14 protein-coding genes are annotated in these 17332 nt (G+C 73.6%); 10 read left to right on the forward strand and 4 right to left on the reverse strand.

Annotation, left to right across the window (positions count from 1 at the left end):
* The first annotated feature begins 16 nt into the window (after positions 1-16).
* From EL245_RS06800 to EL245_RS06850, 10 genes are all read left to right on the forward strand, one after another.
* The gene (locus tag EL245_RS06800) at positions 17-1894 is read left to right on the forward strand and encodes an ABC transporter ATP-binding protein (protein WP_126382467.1); all 1878 of its coding nucleotides are present in this window, start codon (positions 17-19) and stop codon (positions 1892-1894) included.
* Complete coding sequence (locus EL245_RS06805; protein WP_126382468.1) at positions 1894-3630, forward strand: ABC transporter ATP-binding protein; 1737 nt, start codon at positions 1894-1896, stop codon at positions 3628-3630. The genes EL245_RS06800 and EL245_RS06805 overlap by 1 nt, the downstream gene beginning before the upstream one ends.
* 119 nt (positions 3631-3749) lie before the next feature.
* A complete protein-coding gene (locus EL245_RS06810) occupies positions 3750-4694 on the forward strand; it encodes an ion transporter (RefSeq protein ID WP_197719382.1) in 945 nt (314 codons plus the stop codon).
* A 132-nt stretch (positions 4695-4826) separates the two neighbouring features.
* Complete coding sequence (locus EL245_RS06820; RefSeq protein ID WP_126382469.1) at positions 4827-5276, forward strand: phage holin family protein; 450 nt, start codon at positions 4827-4829, stop codon at positions 5274-5276.
* Positions 5273-5704, forward strand: a complete 432-nt coding sequence (locus EL245_RS06825; RefSeq protein ID WP_126382470.1) for a hypothetical protein — start codon at positions 5273-5275, stop codon at positions 5702-5704. Before EL245_RS06820 ends, EL245_RS06825 begins: the two co-directional genes overlap by 4 nt.
* Positions 5701-6045: a DUF3618 domain-containing protein gene (locus EL245_RS06830; protein ID WP_126382471.1), complete on the forward strand. Its 345-nt coding sequence runs from the start codon at positions 5701-5703 to the stop codon at positions 6043-6045. Before EL245_RS06825 ends, EL245_RS06830 begins: the two co-directional genes overlap by 4 nt.
* Before the next feature lie 201 nt (positions 6046-6246).
* Positions 6247-6462, forward strand: coding sequence for a DUF3073 domain-containing protein (locus EL245_RS06835; RefSeq protein ID WP_126382472.1), 216 nt, complete (start codon positions 6247-6249; stop codon positions 6460-6462).
* A 253-nt stretch (positions 6463-6715) separates the two neighbouring features.
* Positions 6716-7354: a TetR/AcrR family transcriptional regulator gene (locus EL245_RS06840; protein WP_126382473.1), complete on the forward strand. Its 639-nt coding sequence runs from the start codon at positions 6716-6718 to the stop codon at positions 7352-7354.
* Between the two features lie 70 nt (positions 7355-7424).
* Entirely contained in the window at positions 7425-9803 is a 2379-nt protein-coding gene (locus EL245_RS06845) for an FtsX-like permease family protein (RefSeq protein ID WP_126382474.1), read from the forward strand.
* 3 nt (positions 9804-9806) lie between these two features.
* On the forward strand, positions 9807-10559 hold the full coding sequence (locus tag EL245_RS06850) for an ABC transporter ATP-binding protein (RefSeq protein ID WP_126382475.1): 753 nt from the start codon (positions 9807-9809) through the stop codon (positions 10557-10559).
* Between the two features lie 27 nt (positions 10560-10586).
* Here the strand turns inward: EL245_RS06850 and purM are convergent, their stop codons facing one another.
* The 4 genes from purM to EL245_RS06870 form a co-directional block, all read right to left on the reverse strand.
* Positions 10587-11738 carry a phosphoribosylformylglycinamidine cyclo-ligase gene (gene purM / locus EL245_RS06855; RefSeq protein WP_126382476.1) on the reverse strand — a complete coding sequence of 384 codons (1152 nt, stop codon included), beginning with the start codon at positions 11736-11738 and terminating at the stop codon, positions 10587-10589.
* Complete coding sequence (gene purF, locus EL245_RS06860) at positions 11735-13384, reverse strand: amidophosphoribosyltransferase (protein WP_408608362.1); 1650 nt, start codon at positions 13382-13384, stop codon at positions 11735-11737. Before purF ends, purM begins: the two co-directional genes overlap by 4 nt.
* A 98-nt stretch (positions 13385-13482) precedes the next feature.
* Entirely contained in the window at positions 13483-15048 is a 1566-nt protein-coding gene (locus EL245_RS06865) for an RNB domain-containing ribonuclease (protein WP_126382477.1), read from the reverse strand.
* A gap of 214 nt (positions 15049-15262) precedes the next feature.
* Complete coding sequence (locus EL245_RS06870; protein WP_126382478.1) at positions 15263-17332, reverse strand: PTS fructose transporter subunit IIABC; 2070 nt, start codon at positions 17330-17332, stop codon at positions 15263-15265.

A 17332-nucleotide genomic window follows, 5' to 3' on the forward strand; every position in this document is an offset into this window, starting at 1 on the left:
GTAGCCTCGTTCGGCTATGCCCACGCTCCTGCCGTCGCCCGACGCACCGCTGCCCCAGCCGCCCTCGACCTCACCCCGCCCGCTGCTGGGCTGGCTGCTGCGCCGGGCCGCGGCCCCGCTGGGCGCCGCCACCGTGGCCGCGATCACCTCCAACGTCATCCAGGCCACCGTGCCGGCCTTCCTCGGCTCGGCCCTCGACTCGGGTATCGAGCGCGGGCTCAGCCCCCGGGTGTGGGCGATCGCGCTCACCCTCCTGGCGCTCTTCGTCGTCTACGCCGTGGCCGACACGAGCGTGTCCTTCTACCGCGTCCAGGGCTGGATGCGGATCACCTTCGACGTCAACCGCCTCGTCGGGCGCCAGGTCTCGACCGTCGGGGCCGACCTGCCCCGACGGGTCTCGACCGGTGAGGTCGCCTCGATCATCGCCTCGGACGCCCAGTACATCGGCAACCTCGGCCAGCGCCTGCCCGAGGTCATCGGCGCGGCCGTGTCCTTCCTCGTCGTGGCCGTGCTCATGCTCGGCACCTCGGTACGCCTCGGGCTCATCGTCCTGCTCGGCATGCCCCTTGTCGCCTGGGTGGTCACCCTCGTCATCAAGCCCCTCCAGCGGCACCAGGCCGTCCAGCGCGAGGCCCAGTCCGCCGTCACGACGGTGACCACCGACACGGTTGCCGGCCTGCGGATCCTGCGCGGGATCGGGGGCGAGGAGGTCTTCGCCGACCGCTACCGCCAGGCCTCCCAGGAGCTGCGGCGCCGCGGTGTCGAGGTCGCCGGGAGCCAGTCGCTCCTCATGAGCCTCCAGGTGCTCCTGCCCGGGCTGTTCGTGGCCGTGGTCGTGTGGGCAGCCGCCCGCATGGCGGTGGCCGGCGAGATCACCCCCGGCGAGCTCGTCACCTTCTACGGCTACACCGCCTACCTGTCCTGGCCGCTGTGGATCTTCGCCAACGCCGTCCAGGAGCTGACCCGGGCCCGGGTCGGGGTGCGCCGCCTGGGCAGGCTGCTCGAGGTCGGGCCGGCCGCGGGGACCGCCGCCGAGCGTCTCGGCCTCGACCCGGCGGCGGGCAGGGCGCAGGCGGGCGAGCTGGTCGACACCGCCTCGGGCGTCGTCCTGAGCCCCGGGCGCATGACGGCCCTCGTGTGCGCCGACCCGGAGGTCTCCGCCGCCCTGGCCCAGCGACTGGGCCGCTTCGACGACGCCGCCCCGACCGTCACCCTGGCCGGGCGCCCGCTGAGCACGATGCCCCTCCAGGACGTCCGCGCCTCGGTGGTCGTGGCCGGGGCGACGGCCCAGATCTTCACCGGCACCCTGCGCGAGGCACTCGACGTCCGCGGCTCGACCGGTCCCGTGCCGGTGGACGTCGACACCCTCGTGCGGGCCGAGGCCCTGCGCTCCGGGGTGGCCGACGTCGACCAGCAGGTCCGCCCCCAGCCACGCCACGCCCCCGGGGACGACCGGCTCCTCGAGGCCGTCACGGTCGTCGACGCCCACGACGTGCTCACCTCCCTGGAGGAGGGGCTGGCGGGCATGATCACCGAGAAGGGGCGCTCCCTGTCGGGCGGTCAGCGCCAGCGCGTCGCCCTGGCCCGGGCCCTGCTCACCGAGGCCCCGACCCTCGTGCTCATCGAGCCCACGAGCGCCCTGGACTCCCACACCGAGTCCCGTGTCGCCCACCGCCTCCACGCCGCCCGGAGGAGACGCACGACCGTCGTGGTCACGACCTCCCCCCTCGTGCTCGAGGTCTGCGACGAGGTCATCGCCCTCGACGAGCAGGGACGGCCCCGGTCCCGCTCGACCCACAGGGAGCTGCTGGACCTGGCCCGTGGCGGGGACGTCGGGGCGATGGCCTACCGGGCCGTCGTCGCCCGGGCCTCAGGTGAGGAGGTGGGGCTCTGATGTCCCTGCCCCTGGCACCCGGGCCGGTCGCCATGCGCAAGACCTTCGGGATCATGGCCGCCTACCGGTGGCGCTTCGTGGCGGTGCTCGTCGTCCAGGTCGCCGCCGTGCTCACCACCCTCGTCGCCCCCCAGCTCCTCGGACGGCTCGTCGACCGCGTGTCCCAGGGGCAGGCGACCGCCGGCTACGTCGACAGGGTCGTGGCGCTCATCATCGTGGTCACGATCATCGGGGCGGTCGTCAACCGCTACGCCCAGATGCACGCCCGGACCCTGGGCGAGGCGGTCTTCGCCGACCTGCGCGAGCGCATGATGGGCCGGGTCGTGCACCTGCCGCTGAGCGCCGTGGAGTCCGCCGGCACCGGGGACCTCGTGGGGCGCACGACCAACGACGTCTCGCGCATCGAGTTCCTCGTGCGCACCGGCATCCCGCAGATCATGGTGTGCGTCGTCACGATCGTGTTCACGATCGTGGCCGCAGCCGTCACCGACCCGCTGCTCGCACTCGGCCTGCTCGTCGTCGGACCTCCGGTGTGGTCGATGATGCGCTGGTACCTGCCCCGGTCGGTACCCGCCTACCGGGCGAGCTCCGCGGCCCAGGCCCGGCTCAACGGCGTGGTCACCGAGACCGTCGAGCACGCCGAGACCGTCGACGCCCTGGGCCTGGGGGCCAGGCGCGAGGCGGCGCTCCAGGCCTCGGTGGCCGAGGCCTGGAGCCTGGAGGACCTCACCGTCAGGCTGCGGGTACGGCTCTACCTCGTCCTCGACGTCGCCTGGAGGGCCCCGGTCGTCGTCATCCTCCTGTGGGGCGGGTTCCTGGCGGCCCGGGGCCACGCCGAGCTCGGGACGATCACGACCGTGGCCCTCTACGCCATGGAGCTGCGCAAGCCCATCGGCCAGCTCATGTTCTGGATCGACCTGGTCCAGATCTCCCAGGCGGCGCTGTCGCGGATCCTCGGCGTCGAGGAGGTGCCCGCGGACCGCACCCCCACCGGCGCGGTTCCTCAGGGCCGCCTCATCAGGCTTGACGGGGTGCGCTTCTCCTACCGCGAGGGACAGGAGGTGCTGCACGGCATCGACCTCGAGCTCGTCCCCGGGGAGCGTCTGGCGGTCGTCGGCCCGTCGGGGTCGGGCAAGTCGACCCTGGGGAGGATGCTCGCCGGGATCAACCCTCCCTCATCGGGCTCGGTGACGGTGGGCGGGGTCCCGCTCACCGACCTGCCGGAGACCGAGCTGCGCCGTCACGTCGCGCTGGTCACCCAGGAGCAGCACGTCTTCGTCGGCTCGATCGCGGACAACGTCCGCCTGGGGCGTCCCGAGGCCGACGACGCGACCATCGCCTCGGCGCTGGCCTCCATCGGGGCCGACAGCTGGGTGGAGAAGCTGCCCGAGGGCATGCACACGACCGTCGGCTCGGGGCACCTGGCCCTCACCCCCGCGCAGGCCCAGGAGGTGGCCCTGGCCCGCCTCGTCCTGCTCGACCCGCACACCCTCATCCTCGACGAGGCCACGAGCCTGCTCGACCCCCGTGCCGCGCGCACCCTGGAGCGGACCCTGTCGACGGCGCTTGCCGGGCGTACCGTCGTCGAGGTCGCGCACAGGCTCTACACCGCCCAGGACGCCGACCGGGTGGCCGTCGTCATGGACGGCCGCGTCGTCGAGCTCGGGAGCCACGACGAGCTCGTCGCCCTCGGCGGGGAGTACGCCCGCCTGTGGGAGGCCTGGTCGAGGCAGTAGTCGAGGCAGTAGCGGCCCGTGGGTCCTCCGTGGGCAGCACTCCCCATGCAGCGCTCCCCATCGCACCGTCTAGACTGCCCCGCGGCACAGCAGCAGGATCACGACGACGGAGGTCATCGGTGAGCACGAAGATCGCCTCACGGCGCGAGAGCCTGGACGCATGGGTCCACTCCGCCCGGGTGCAGAACGTCATCATGGCGGTCATCCTCGTCAACTCGATCACCATCGGCGCCGAGACGGTCGTCGACCACGGTTCGCGCGCGTACACCGTCCTGTTCGTCCTCGACCACATCGCCCTGGCGGTGTTCATCGTCGAGATCTCCGTCAAGCTCGTGGCCATCGGACCGGTCCGCTTCTTCTCCCGAGGCTGGAACGTCTTCGACTTCATCGTCGTGGCCATCGCCCTGGTCCCCGGGGCCGGCCCCCTGTCGGTGCTGCGGACCCTGCGGGTCATGCGGCTGCTGCGGGTCATCAAGTTCATGCCGAGCCTGCGGCGGGTCGTCGAGTCCCTCTTGCTGTCCCTGCCGGGCATCAGCGCCATCGCGCTGCTCATGGCCATGATCTTCTACGTCTCGGCCGTCATGTCGACCGCCATGTTCGGTGAGCAGTTCCCCGAGTGGTTCGGCACCCTGGGGCGTTCTCTGTACACCTTGTTCCAGATCATGACCCTCGAGGGCTGGTCCGACGGCATCGTCCGCCCGGTCATGGAGCAGTCACCCTGGTCCTGGGTGTTCTTCATCCCCTTCATCCTCGTGTCGGCCTTCACGATGCTCAACCTGTTCGTCGCGGTCATCGTCGACACGATGAGCAACCTCGCGCCCGTCGGCCCCCAGAGCGCCGGCTCGACCGCCCACCTCAGCGCCGAGCCCGCCGCAGACCCCGCCGCAGACCCCGACGCCGGCCCCGCCGCCGACCCCGCCTCCGCACCGACCTCGGACCCCGCCCCCGGCCCCCGGACCGAGACCACCCCGTCCGGGGCCGTGGAGGCCGAGCTCCTGGCCGAGGTCAGGACGCTGCGTGAGGAGATCGCCGCCCTGCGCGCCTCCCTGACCGCCGCCCCCTGAGGCCCGCGGCCCCGGCCATCTGCCCCGCGGTCATCGCACCGTGACGCTACGTGTGAGATTCTGGCCCCTGACAGCAGGAGCCTCCGGCCGCCCCCGGCGGCCAGGCCCACGGACACGAGAAGGTCGTTCCTCATGACCCACCAGCCCCCTCAGCCTCCCGCTGAGCCCGCCCCGCCCCGGCCGCCGACGATCGGCGAGCTCGTCGCGAGGATCTCCGAGAACGTCAGCGCCCTGGTCAAGGGAGAGATCGACCTCGCCAAGGCCAAGGGCAGGCGCATGGCCGCCACGATGGGTGTGGGCGCCGGCCTGCTGGGCGCGGCAGGTGTCGTCGCCCTGTACGGCCTCGGCTTCCTCCTGGGTGCCGCCTGCGAGGCGCTGGCACTCGTCCTTCCGCTGTGGGCCGCCAAGCTCGTCGTCGCCCTCGTCCTCTTCCTCCTCGCCGCCGTCGCCGCCTACCTCGGCAAGCGCAAGATCGACGCGGCCAGGGCCGACGTGCCCACCCCGGACAAGAACCTCAAGGAGGACGTCGCCTTGCTCAAGGCGGCAGCCTCCGCCGGGCTCGAGAAGGGAGCCGAGCAGTGAGCGGCTCCCCCACCCTCCCCGCGCCCGGCAGTCCTGAGGATCTCGAGGCCGGCCTCGCTGCCGTGCGGGCCGCGCTGCGTACCGATGTCGAGGAGCTGAGCTGCCGCCTGGCCCCGGCGCGTCTGCCCGGGCTCGCGCGACAGACAGCGCGCTCGGCCCTGAGCGGGGCCTGCGCACGCCTCCGGGGCCAGGGCGCCGCGCTCGCCCAGCGCGCCGGGATCCGCGGCACCGTGGCACCGGACCCCGGGGCGCCGCCGCACGCGGGACCGGCCCACGACGCCGGTCACGCCTCGGCGCGCGACCGGCTCGCCCGCCTGCTCGACGACGCACGGGACGGCGACCCCACCTCCCTCGCGATCGTCTCGGCGCTCGCCGTCGCCCTGGCGGGGCTGAGCGCTGTCGCCCTGGTCAAGGCGGTCACGCGATGAGCGCCCAGGAGCCCGGAGGCGACACCGAGGCGCCCGCGACCCCCGAGCAGATCGAGGCGCGGCTGCGGGCCCAGCGCGAGGAGCTCGCGGCCTCGGTCGACGACCTCGCCGCCCGGGTCGACCCGCGGGTCCAGGCGCGCGCCGCCGGTGAGCAGCTGCGCGAGAGGGCTCAGAGCGCGGGCAGCGACCTGCGCACCCGGGTCAGCGACCTGGGCGAGCGCGCCCGGCGGACCGTCGAGCGCGCCCAGGAGGGCGACTCCGAGGCGCTCACCGCGGTCCTGGCCGCCGCTGGCGGCCTCGTGGCGACCGGCCTCGTCCTGGGACGCCTCCTCAGGCGCTGACCAGGCGCCGGACGGGCCCCGCTCAGGCACTGACCGGGCGCCCGCCGGCCACTGAGCGCGACCGGAGACCGGATCCTCGCAGCCGCACTGCGGACCGAATGGTGCTTGTGCGTCCCGACGTTGTACGGTTGCCCCACGACACATATGCCCACATGAAGCGCGCCCTGCGCGCCCAGAGACACGTTGGAGGGGGTCGAGCCTATGGGGCGCGGCCGTCAGAAGGCCAAGGCGACCAAGGTCGCCCGCAAGCTCAAGTACTTCAGCCCGGAGACGGACTACGCGGCTCTCGAGCGCGAGCTCACGTCCGCGTCCTCAGCCACCGACGCGGACGACGAGATCGACTACGAGGAGCTGGCCTCCAAGTACGGTGTCGACGACGACGAGGACTGGGACGACTCCGGGACGAGCAGTAGATAGGCATCGTCACCGCGTCATGTGATGAGCGGTGAGGGCCGGCAGGGACGTACCTGCCGGCCCTCACTCGTGCCCGGACCCGGGCGCCGCCTCCCCCGGGGACTCCCCCGGCCCCGGGGGAGGCGAGCAGACGGCGCAGCACCCGGGCCGCTCCACCTCCACCACCCCGGCAGGCGGCGCGCGGTTGCGCCGGAGAGGGAGACGGGGCATACTCACTCCCGTATCGACCGACCGTCGGTCTAGTTTGGAGGTCAGCATGGTCCCGAAGCACCTGAGCGCGGCCGAGCGGCGAGAGCAGGTCATGGACGCCGCCCGCGCCCTGTTCCTTGAGCGCGGCTACGAGAAGACGACGATCGAGGACGTCCTGGGCAGGGTCGGTATCGCCAAGGGGACCCTGTACCACCACTTCCCCGGCAAGGAAGCGATCATGGAGGCGATCGTCGCCCGTACGACCGACCAGCTCGTCGAGCGCGCCGAGCAGGCGGCGCGCTCAAGCGCCGGCCAGCCGGCCATGACCCGCTTCCTCAGCGTCCTCAGCGCGGCGCGCGCCTCCGAGGAGGACATCGAGCTCGCCCAGCAGTTCCGCTCCCCGGACAACCTCCGCTTCCACCTGCTGTCGATGACCCAGGCCTACACCCGCCTCGTGCCGATCCTCACCGACCTCATCGAGGAGGGGGTGAGCGCCGGGGAGCTGTCGAGCCCCGACCCCCGCAGCAGCGTCGAGGTCGTGCTGGCCGCCGGCTTCACCGTCCTGGACGGCGGGATCTTCCTCGCCTCCACCCAGGACGTGGCCGCCCGCAGGCAGGCAGAGGTCCTGCGGGCAGCCACGGCGCTCTTCGGCGCCGACCCGTTGCCCGCCTCCGCAGGCGAGGACCCGACCGCGGCCCCGCACTGAGCCGCGAGCCCCGGGCCCTGGGCCCCGGAGGCACCCGGACGAGGCCGCCTGACGACAGGAACGGACACTCATGCACCACACGCTCTGGAGGCTGGGACGCGCCGAGCTGCGCCGCAGCGCCACCGTCTCGATCACGCTGGTCGTCCTCATGACGATGAGCGCCGCACTGACCGCCACGGGACTGGCCCTGATCGCCCGCACCCTGGCCGCCACCGAGTCCTTGTGGACCGAGGCCCGGCCGCCCGACGTCGTCCAGGTCCACACCGGACAGACCGACGCCGCCACCCTGACCGAGCAGGTCGACTCCTGGGCCGCCGAGCAGCCCGGCGTCGAGGACCACATGGTCATGACGACGCTGCCCGTCCCCGGCTCCCAGATGTGGATCGACGGGACCTCCCAGGTCGACTCGGTCCTCGAGCCGGCGCTCGTCACCTCCCCTGAGCGCTTCGACCTGCTCGTCGACCCCTCCGGGCACAGGGTGGACCCGGAGCGGGGCGAGATCTGGCTCCCGGTCTACTACGAGTCCGAGGCCATGGCGCAGGTCGGGGACTCCGTGCGCGTGACCGCCGGGCCGGTCGAGCTCGACCTCACCGTGGCGGGCTTCGTGCGCGACTCCCAGATGAACTCCTCCCTGGCGACCTCCAAGCGCCTCGTCGTCTCGCAGGAGGACTACGAGGCCGTGGCCCCCTACCTCGAGGCGGAGTACTACATCGAGATGCTCGCGGCGCCGGGCACCTCGGCCGCCGAGCTCAAGGCCGCCTACGCCTCCTCGGGACTGCCCGCCAACGGCATCATGGTGGACTCGACGATCTTCCGGCTGCTCAACGGCATGAGCACCTACGTCCTGGCCGCGGCGGTGCTCCTCGTGGCGGGAGTGCTCACCTCGGTGGTCCTGCTCGCGCTGCGCTTCGCCCTCCTGGCCTCCTTCGAGGAGGACCTCGGACAGATCGGTGCGCTGCGGGCCATCGGCGCGCCGACCGCCTCGATCCGGCTGCTCTACCTGGCCCGGTACGCCCTGCTCGCCCTCGTCGGCTGCATCGTGGGGCTGGCCGCCGCCTTCCCCCTGACCGACACGCTCCAACGCCCTATCGAGCTGTACCTGGGCAGCCCTGACGGCGTGATCGCGATGGTCCTGGCCCCCGTCTCCGGTGCGCTGCTCACCGCCGTCGTCGTGGTCGGCTCGTGCTGGCTCATGCTCGGCCGGGTCGGGCGCCTCAGCGCGGTCGACGCGCTGCGGGCGGCGGCCACCGGCTCCTCGGCGCCGCCCTCGGGGCGCCGAGGACGCCGACGGAGGCGCGGGGGCGTCGGGAGCCCTCGCGCTCGTCGAGGCGCCGGGCTGCTCGGCTCGAGGCTCGCCGTACCCGACCGCCTGGGGGTGAGCGCCGCCCTCCAGCGGGCCAACGGCCTGCTCCTGGCGGTTGTCGCCCTGTGCGTCGTGGCGGCGGTCGTCCCGGCCAGCGTCCTGGCCACCGTCGAGGACGAGCGCTTCGCCACCTACCTCGGGGTCGGCCAGGCCGAGCTGCGGATCGACGTGCGCGACGGGGTGACGACCACCGAGGCGGTCGAGACCGCCCTGGCCGAGCGCTCCGACGTCGAGCGCAGCGTCGTGCTCGTCTCCGACCGCTACGAGCTCAAGGGCGCGGACGGCCAGTGGGCCGACGTCGTCGTCGAGTCCGGGGACCACGAGGTCTTCCCCCTCACCTACGAGGCGGGCAGCGCCCCGGCCTCCGCCGAGCAGATCGCCCTGTCGGTGGGCCAGTCCGAGGAGGCGGGAGCCGGGGTCGGGGACGAGGTCGAGGTCCGGGTCGACGGCGAGGTGCTCCGCCTCGAGGTGAGCGGCGTCTACCAGGACATCACGAACGGGGGGAAGACGGCCAAGGCCCGTCTCACCCCCTCCGAGGCGCCGCTGTGGCAGGTGGTCTACCTCGACCTGTCCGGGGGAACCGACCCGGCCGACGCCGCCGAGGCACTCGGCTCGGCCCTGCCGGGGGCCAAGGTGACCCTCGTGTCCCAGTACGCCTCGCAGACGATGGGGGCTCTCGTCTCCCAGCTGCGCACGGTGGCCGTCGTCGCCACGGCGGCCGGCTGCGCCCTCGTGCTCATCATCACGACGATGAGCCTGACCCTCATCATCGCCCGCGAGCGCGGGACGCTGGCGGCGCTGCGGGCCATCGGCGCCGACCGGTCCCAGCTGGCCCGCATGTACGTCGTGCGCCTCGGGATCATCGCCCTGGCCGGCACGGCCCTCGGTACGGTCGGGGCCCAGCTGCTCGGCCAGGTCGGCTTCCGCCTGGCCCTGGCCGGGTTCGGGGCGCCCGGGGTCGTCCTCCTGCCCGACCCCCTCGTCAGCTGGCTGGGGATACCCGCAGCCGTGCTCGCCTCCGTGCTGGCTGCCGTCGGGCTCGGCCTGCGCAGCCTCACCCGCATCCACCTGACCGAACAGGAGTGACTCGTGCTCACAGCCACAGGAATCGTCAAGGACTACCCGGGCGCACCGAAGGTGCTGGACACCATCGACCTCACTGTTCCCGAGGGCCAGTTCCTGGCCATCATGGGACCGTCGGGGTCGGGAAAGTCGACACTCCTGCACGTCCTGTCGGGGATGGAGCCGCCGACACGGGGCGTGGTCGACCTCGACGGCCAGGACCTCACCGAGCTGCCCGACAAGAAGCTGGCCGCGCTGCGACTGCGCCGTCTGGGCTTCGTCTTCCAGCAGCCGCGGCTCCTGGCGGGGCTGTCGCTGCGGGACAACGTCGCGCTGCCGGGTCTGCTCGCGCGCTCCGAGGCGCGCGAGGTCATCGCCCGCAGGGCGGACGACCTGCTCAGGGCGATGGGGGTCGCCGGTGTGAGCGACCACCGGCCCTCGGAGGTCTCGGGGGGCCAGCTCCAGCGCGCCTCGATCTGCCGGGCGCTCATCAACGGGGCCCGGACCATCATGGGGGACGAGCCGACGGGGGCGCTCAACCGGGCCTCGGCCGAGCAGGTGCTCGACCTGCTCGGGGCCGTCCACCGCGAGGGCCGCACACTGGTCATCGTCACCCACGACGCACAGGTCGCGGCCCGGGCCGACCGGGTCCTGGCGCTGGTCGACGGCAGGATCGCCGCCGACCTCGAGCTGGGCACCCGGCCCGAGGACTACGACGAGTCGGTGCGCGGCGAGCGCGTCTGCGCGGTCACCGAGGTCATGTCCGCGGTCGGAGTGTGAGCGGGCTCTGAGCGCCCCGGTCGCGGCTCAGGCGGTGCGGTAGTCCCCGACGAGGTCGACGGCCCCGCCGTCCACGCCCTTGGTCCCGGCCACGAGCCGACCGCGGGGCTCGTGGCCGCCGGCGTCGTGGACCTCGCCGAGCACCCAGGCCGGGAGGCCTGCGGCCTGCGCGACCGCGACGACGGCCTCGAGGGCCCCCGGGTCGACGACGGCGACCATGCCGACACCGAGGTTGAGGGTGGCCTCGAGGTCGTCCCACGGCACGGAGCCCAGGGTGCGCACCGTCTCGAAGACGGGGGGCACGACCCAGGTGGAGCGGTCGACCTCGGCCACGGTCCCGGCGGGCAGGACGCGCGCGAGGTTGGCGGCCAGGCCGCCGCCGGTCACGTGCGACAGGGCGTGCACGCCCGGGGCGGTGGTGCCGCCCGCCCGGGCGGCGCCGTCAGCGGCCTCGACGGCCTCCAGGCACACCGCCGTGTACAGCCGGGTGGGCTCGAGCAGCTCCTCGCCCAGGGTCCGGCCGAAGTCGGGCACGTGCCGCTCCAGGGACCAGCCGGCGTGCTCGATGACCCTCCGCACGAGGGAGTAGCCGTTGGAGTGCAGGCCGGAGGAGGCCATGGCGAGCACGACGTCACCGGGGCGTACCCGCTCGGGTCCGAGCACGCGGTCGGCCTCGACGACTCCGGTGGCGGCGCCCGCGACGTCGTACTCCTCGGGGCCCAGGAGGCCGGGGTGCTCAGCGGTCTCCCCGCCCAGCAGGGGGGTGCCCACGGCGGCGCAGGCCGTGGCCACGCCCCGCACGATGTCCGCGACCCGCTCGGGCACGACCCTGCCGCAGGCGATGTAGTCGGTCATGAGCAGGGGCCTGGCCCCGACGACGACGATGTCGTCGACGACCATCCCGACGAGGTCCTGGCCGATCGTGTCGTGGACGTCGAGGGCCTGGGCGATGGCGACCTTCGTGCCCACCCCGTCGGTGGAGGTGGCCAGCAGGGGCCGGCGGTAGCCGCGCAGCGCCGAGACGTCGACGAGCCCGGCGAAGCCGCCCACGCCGCCGACCACCTCGGGGGTCATCGTCGCGGCCACGGAGGCCTTCATGAGCTCCACGGCTCGGTCCCCGGCGGCGGTGTCGACCCCGGCCTCGGCGTAGGTGATGGTCCGGGGGGCGGGCTGGCTCATGGGGTGGGTCCTTCGCGGCTGGGGTCGGGCAGTGGGCTGCGGGCGGACAGGTCCGGGCGGGTCACCCCGCGGGCGGCGCCGGCGCGCAGGTCGGGGGCGTCGTCGCGGCGACGGCGGTAGACCGAGGGGACGCGGGACACCGGGAGCGTGCCCGGGCAGGCCCCCTCGGCCGGAGGAGGGATCGGGTAGTCGCCGGTGAAGCAGGCCATGCACAGCTCGGAGGCCTCCTGGCCCGATGCCTCGACCATGGCCTCGACCGACAGGTACCCCAGGGAGTTGGCACCGATGGAGGCACGGATCTGCTCGACGCTCATCCCGGTGGCGATGAGCTCGGCGCGCGTGGCGAAGTCGATGCCGTAGAAGCACGGCCACAGCACGGGCGGGGAGGAGATGCGCACGTGGACCTCGGAGGCGCCCGCCTCGCGCAGCATCCGCACGAGCGCCCGCTGGGTGTTGCCCCGCACGATCGAGTCGTCGACGACGACGAGGCGGCGTCCCTCGATGACGTCGCGCACGGGGTTGAGCTTGAGGCGGATGCCCAGCTGGCGCAGCGTCTGGGTGGGCTGGATGAAGGTGCGCCCGACGTAGGCGTTCTTGACCAGGCCCTGGCCGTAGGGGATGCCTGAGGCCTGGGCGTAGCCGATGGCGGCGGGTGTCCCCGACTCCGGGGTGGCGATGACCAGGTCGGCCTCGACCGGGTGCTCGCGGGCCAGGGAGGCGCCCATGGCGTTGCGGGCCGCGATGACCGAGCGTCCCGCGATCCGCGTGTCGGGGCGCGCGAGGTAGACGTACTCGAAGACGCAGCCCGACCTGCGCGGCTGGGCGACGTGGGTGGACCGCAGGCCCTCGGCGTCGATCTCGATGAGCTCACCGGGGTCGACCTCACGCACGAAGGCCGCCCCGACGATGTCGAGGGCGGCGGTCTCCGAGGCGATGACCCAGCCGCGCTCGAGGCGCCCGAGCACGAGCGGACGCACCCCGTGCGGGTCGCGGGCGGCGTAGAGGGTGTGCTCGTCCATGAAGACCAGGGAGTAGGCCCCCCGCAGCATCGGCAGGACCCGGCGGGCGGCCTCGGCCACCCCCAGCGGCGCCTCCGGGGCCTTGTCGGCCTCCCCGGCCAGGGAGCCTCGCTCGGAGACCAGGCCCATGAGGGCGGCGATGACCGCGGTGTCGGTCGACGAGCCGCGTCCCAGGTCGCCGCTGAGGTCCTCGCCGCTGGCCCGCCGGATCATCTCGACGAGCTCGCGGGTGTTGGTGAGGTTGCCGTTGTGGGCCAGCGCCAGGGTCGAGCCCGACACCGGTCCGAGCATCGGCTGGGCGTTCTCCCAGGTGGTGGCGCCGGTCGTGGCGTAGCGGACGTGGCCGACGGCCATATGACCGGTCAGGTTCGACAGGGCGCGGTCGTCGAAGACCTGGGAGACCAGGCCGAGGTCCTTGTACACCAGGATCGAGCGACCGCCCGTCGTCGCGATGCCGGCGGCCTCCTGGCCGCGGTGCTGGAGGGCGTAGAGGCCGAAGTAGGTGAGCCGGGAGACCTCCTCCCCCGGGGCCCAGACCCCGAAGACGCCGCACTCCTCGGCGACGGGGGGCTCGGTCTCGCCGGCCCCGAGGTGGGGAGCAGTGATCGGGGCGGGGACACTGGTCACCGGCCCAGTGTCTCACAGCCGTCCCCGGGCCCGCGTCCCAGACCGGTCCAGCCCGGTCCAGGCTGGTTCCGCCCGTCCCAGCCCGGTCTGGTGGGCTGTCACACGAGACGGAGGTCGAGGCTGGCGGCCTCGACGTCGACCTCAGCCAGGCGCACCCGGACCGGGCGCCCCACGGGCAGGGGCCTGCCGTCCTCGGCGCGCACCGACCCGATGACGGCCGCCTCGGGGAGCACGATCTCCCCTCGGTCGCCGCGTACCGAGGTGATGACGCCGTCGAAGACCTCCCCCTGGCGGCCCTGGAGGACGAGGGCCTCGACGGCCTCGAGCGCGCCTCGGGTCACGGCTCGCCCCCTGCGCCCGGTGGTCTCCATGACCTCCGGCAGCCCCGGCAGGGCCGAGCGCACCCAGGCGGGCACGGGGCGCCCGGCGCTGGCGGCCACGCAGACCTCCTCGCCGTAGCGGTCGACGAGGCGACGCAGCGGCGCGGTGACGTGGGCGTAGCGGGCGGCGATGGCCGCGTGGACCGCCTCCTCGGTGTCGGCGGCCTCGTCCTCCTGCGGAACAGCCACGCCGTTGACGCCGAAGGCGAGGTAGCCGGCCCCGCGGAACAGGGAGGCGGCCTGGTCCATGAAGGCGAGGTGAGCGGGGACGGTCCTGTCCAGCCCGCGCACGAGCTCGGGGTAGGACAGGGAGCTCGGCCAGTGGATCCCCAGCGCCGCCGCGACGCGCCGCAGCCGCGCGTAGTCCTCGGCCCCGGCGGGGGGCATCGTGCGCAGGATCCCCACGCCGGCGCGGATCATGATCTGGGCGGCGCACATACCGGTGAGCAGGGAGATCTGCGCGTTCCACTCCTCGACCGGCAGGGGTGCGCGCAGGACGAGGCGGTAGCCGGCTCCGGGGTCGGCGGGGTCGACCTGCTCGACCTCCTGCTCGGGGATCGCCAGGGACACGCCCCCGCGGGCGGCCTCGCGCCCCGAGCGCAGGAGGCCGATCGTGCGCAGGAGCCCGGGCAGGTCGGAGGGCACCGAGGCGGGCAGCCCGGTGGAGGGGTCGGAGGAGCCGGTGGCGCCGGCGTCGAGGGCGGCCTGGACCTGGGCGTAGGTGAGGCGGGCACGGGAGCGCACGAGAGCCCGCTCGACACGCGCCGACAGGTGCCTGCCCTCGGCGTCGAGCTCGATGGTCCACAGGCAGGCGGGGCGGTCGAGGTCCGGCAGGAGCGAGGCGGCGTCGTGGGACAGGACCTCCGGGTGGAGCGGCACGCTGCGGTCCGGGGCGTAGACGGTGGCGCCCCGGGCGGTCAGCTCGGAGTCGAGGGCTCCGCCGGGCTCGACGAAGGTGGCCAGGGAGGCGATGGCGTAGGTGACCCGGTAGGAGGCGCCGTCCCGGGTCGGTGGATCGAGTCGCTCCAGGGCGAGGGCCTGGTCGAGGTCCATCGACCCCGGAGGGTCGATCGTGACCAGGGGGATGTCCCGGGCGTCACGGGCGCCCTCGTCGAGGAGCCGCCTCGGTCCGTCCTGGGCCCAGGCCCGGGCCGCCCGCTCGGCCTCGGCCAGGGCCTGGGGGCTGAACTCCTCGGGGACCTCGAGGCGGTGTCGCAGCGCGGTGAGCGCTGCGGCGACGGACTGGGGAGGCGCGGTCGAGGGCGTGAGGCGGCTGATCGGCATGACGCGAACCTACAGGCACGAGGCCGCCCCCGCAGGAGGCGGCCGGTCGCCGTCGCCACCGCCCTGAGGTCCCCGTCCCTGCCGCGGCCCCAGCACGCCGGGCCGGGGACTTGACGCGAGGCGTCGAGAAGGCGGTCAACCGAGAGGTCGAGGAGTCCCGGTGGCCCGCGCAGGCGCGAGCCACCGGGACTCCGGGGCAGGGACGGTGAGCGGGTCAGGCGGCGACGGCCGCCTCCCTGGCCCGCTTGCTCGCGCCCAGCTGCTTGAGGATGACGACACCCGCGGCCGTGACGACGGCACCGGCCACGATGGCCAGGACGAATCCGAGGAAGTTGTCGATGGCGAAGAAGACGAAGACGCCTCCGTGCGGGGCCCGGGAGCCCACGTGCAGGGCCATGGTCAGCGCGCCGGTCACCGCGCCGCCGATCATCGCCGGCGGGATGATGCGCAGCGGGTCCGCGGCGGCGAAGGGGATGGCGCCCTCGGAGATGAAGGAGGCACCCAGCAGCCAGGCGGCCCGCCCGTTCTCCCTCTCGGGCTCGGTGAAGAGCTGGGGGCGGATCGTCGTGGCCAGGGCGAGGGCCAGCGGCGGGACCATACCCGCGGCCATGACGGCCGCCATGACCTCGTAGGAGGAGGTGGAGGCCTCGGACAGGCCGGCGGTGGCGAAGAGGTAGGCCGCCTTGTTGACCGGCCCGCCGAGGTCGAAGCACATCATGAGACCCAGGATGATGCCCAGGAAGACCGCCGAGCCCCCGCCGGACATCGAGTCGAGGCCGTTGCTCAGCGCGTCCATGAGGCTGGCCAGGGGCTTGCCCAGGAGCATGTGCATGACCGAGCCGACCACGAGGGTCGTGCCCAGCGGGATGACGACCACGGGCATGAGGCCGCGCAGCCAGCGCGGCACGTTGAGCCCCGCGAGCCACGCGGCGAAGTAGCCGGCGAGGATACCGCCGATGAGGCCGCCGATGAATCCCGAGCCGACGGCGGTGGCCACGACACCCATGGCGAAGCCGGGGGCGATGCCGGGGCGCCCCGCCAGGCCGAAGGCGATGTAGCCGGCCAGGGCCGGGACGAGGAAGCCCATGGCCGCCTGCCCGAGGGTGAAGAACACCGCGCCGAGGTAGGCGAGGAAGGAGGAGCCGAACAGGGCGTTGGGGGCCGCGAAGTCAGGGTTTCTCAGGTCCGGAAGGTCCCACAGGGTCGAGCCGGACACGATGTTGGCGGCGTTGTCGGTGATGTCGTAGCCACCGAACAGGAAGCCCAGGGCGATGAGCAGACCGCCTGCGGCGACGAAGGGGATCATGTAGGACACGCCGGTCATGACGGCGCGCTGGAGGCGCCGGGCCCAGTGGACCTCGTCCTCCTCCGCCTCGACGGCGTCGGCTCCGCCCGCGGGCACGCGCTGGGCCCCCGGGTCGTCGATGGCGGCCAGCGCCCTGTCGACGAGGCTTCCCGCGTCGTTGACCGCGGCCTTGACGCCGACGTCGATGACCGGCTTGCCCGCGAAGCGCTCACGCCCCTTGACCGGCAGGTCGTGGGCGAAGATGACGGCGTCGGCGCGCTCGACCAGGGCGGGGTCGAGCCAGTCGATCTTGCCCGAGCCCTGGCCCTCGATCTTGACCGTCACGCCACGGTCCTTGCCTGCCTGCTCGAGGGCCTCGGCGGCCATGAAGGTGTGGGCGATGCCGGTGGGGCACGAGGAGACCCCGACGATGACCAGCTCACCGGAGGAGGGCTCGGCCGGTGCCGCAGCCGCCGCCGCGGGGGCCGCCGCCGGGGCGCCGTCGCCGCCCTCGAGGAGCTCGGGCTGGACCTCACCGGTGATGATGCGGGCCACCTCCTCGGGGCTGGAGGCCGCGCGCAGGGCGTCGGTGAACTCCGAGCGCATGAGGCCGCGGGCGAGCTTGGCCAGGAGCTGGAGGTGGAAGTTGTCCTCACCGTCAGGGGCGGCGATCATGAAGACGAGGTCGGCGTGCTGATCGTCAGCGGCCTCGAAGTCGACCGGCTCGGACAGGCGGGCGAAGCCCAGGGACGGGGTGAGCACGTGAGCGCTGCGGCAGTGCGGGATGGCGATCCCGCCCGGGATGCCCGTCGGGCCCGTGGCCTCGCGAGCCAGGGCGTCACCGGCGAGCCCCCCGGCGCCGCTCGCCCGCCCGGTGGAGGCGACGACGTCGGCCAGGTACTCGATGACGTCCTTCTTGTCCGCGCCAGGGCTGACGTCGAGCCTGATGAGCTCAGGGACGATGAGCGGCGTGGGCGCCGCGGATGCGGGTTGGGACAT

It is taken from the genome of Actinomyces howellii (genome assembly GCF_900637165.1).
Taxonomy (GTDB): Bacteria; Actinomycetota; Actinomycetes; order Actinomycetales; family Actinomycetaceae; genus Actinomyces; species Actinomyces howellii.

Excerpts from the sequence above, each read along its gene's own strand:
- EL245_RS06865 (WP_126382477.1), bottom strand. The coding sequence starts at position 15,048 with ATGCCGATCAGCCGCCTCACGCCCTCGACCGCGCCTCCCCAGTCCGTC.
- purM (WP_126382476.1), bottom strand. The coding sequence starts at position 11,738 with ATGAGCCAGCCCGCCCCCCGGACCATCACCTACGCCGAGGCCGGGGTC.
- EL245_RS06845 (WP_126382474.1), top strand. The coding sequence starts at position 7,425 with ATGCACCACACGCTCTGGAGGCTGGGACGCGCCGAGCTGCGCCGCAGC.
- EL245_RS06800 (WP_126382467.1), top strand. The coding sequence starts at position 17 with ATGCCCACGCTCCTGCCGTCGCCCGACGCACCGCTGCCCCAGCCGCCC.
- EL245_RS06820 (WP_126382469.1), top strand. The coding sequence starts at position 4,827 with ATGACCCACCAGCCCCCTCAGCCTCCCGCTGAGCCCGCCCCGCCCCGG.
- EL245_RS06835 (WP_126382472.1), top strand. The coding sequence starts at position 6,247 with ATGGGGCGCGGCCGTCAGAAGGCCAAGGCGACCAAGGTCGCCCGCAAG.
- EL245_RS06870 (WP_126382478.1), bottom strand. The coding sequence starts at position 17,332 with ATGTCCCAACCCGCATCCGCGGCGCCCACGCCGCTCATCGTCCCTGAG.
- EL245_RS06840 (WP_126382473.1), top strand. The coding sequence starts at position 6,716 with ATGGTCCCGAAGCACCTGAGCGCGGCCGAGCGGCGAGAGCAGGTCATG.
- EL245_RS06805 (WP_126382468.1), top strand. The coding sequence starts at position 1,894 with ATGTCCCTGCCCCTGGCACCCGGGCCGGTCGCCATGCGCAAGACCTTC.
- EL245_RS06830 (WP_126382471.1), top strand. The coding sequence starts at position 5,701 with ATGAGCGCCCAGGAGCCCGGAGGCGACACCGAGGCGCCCGCGACCCCC.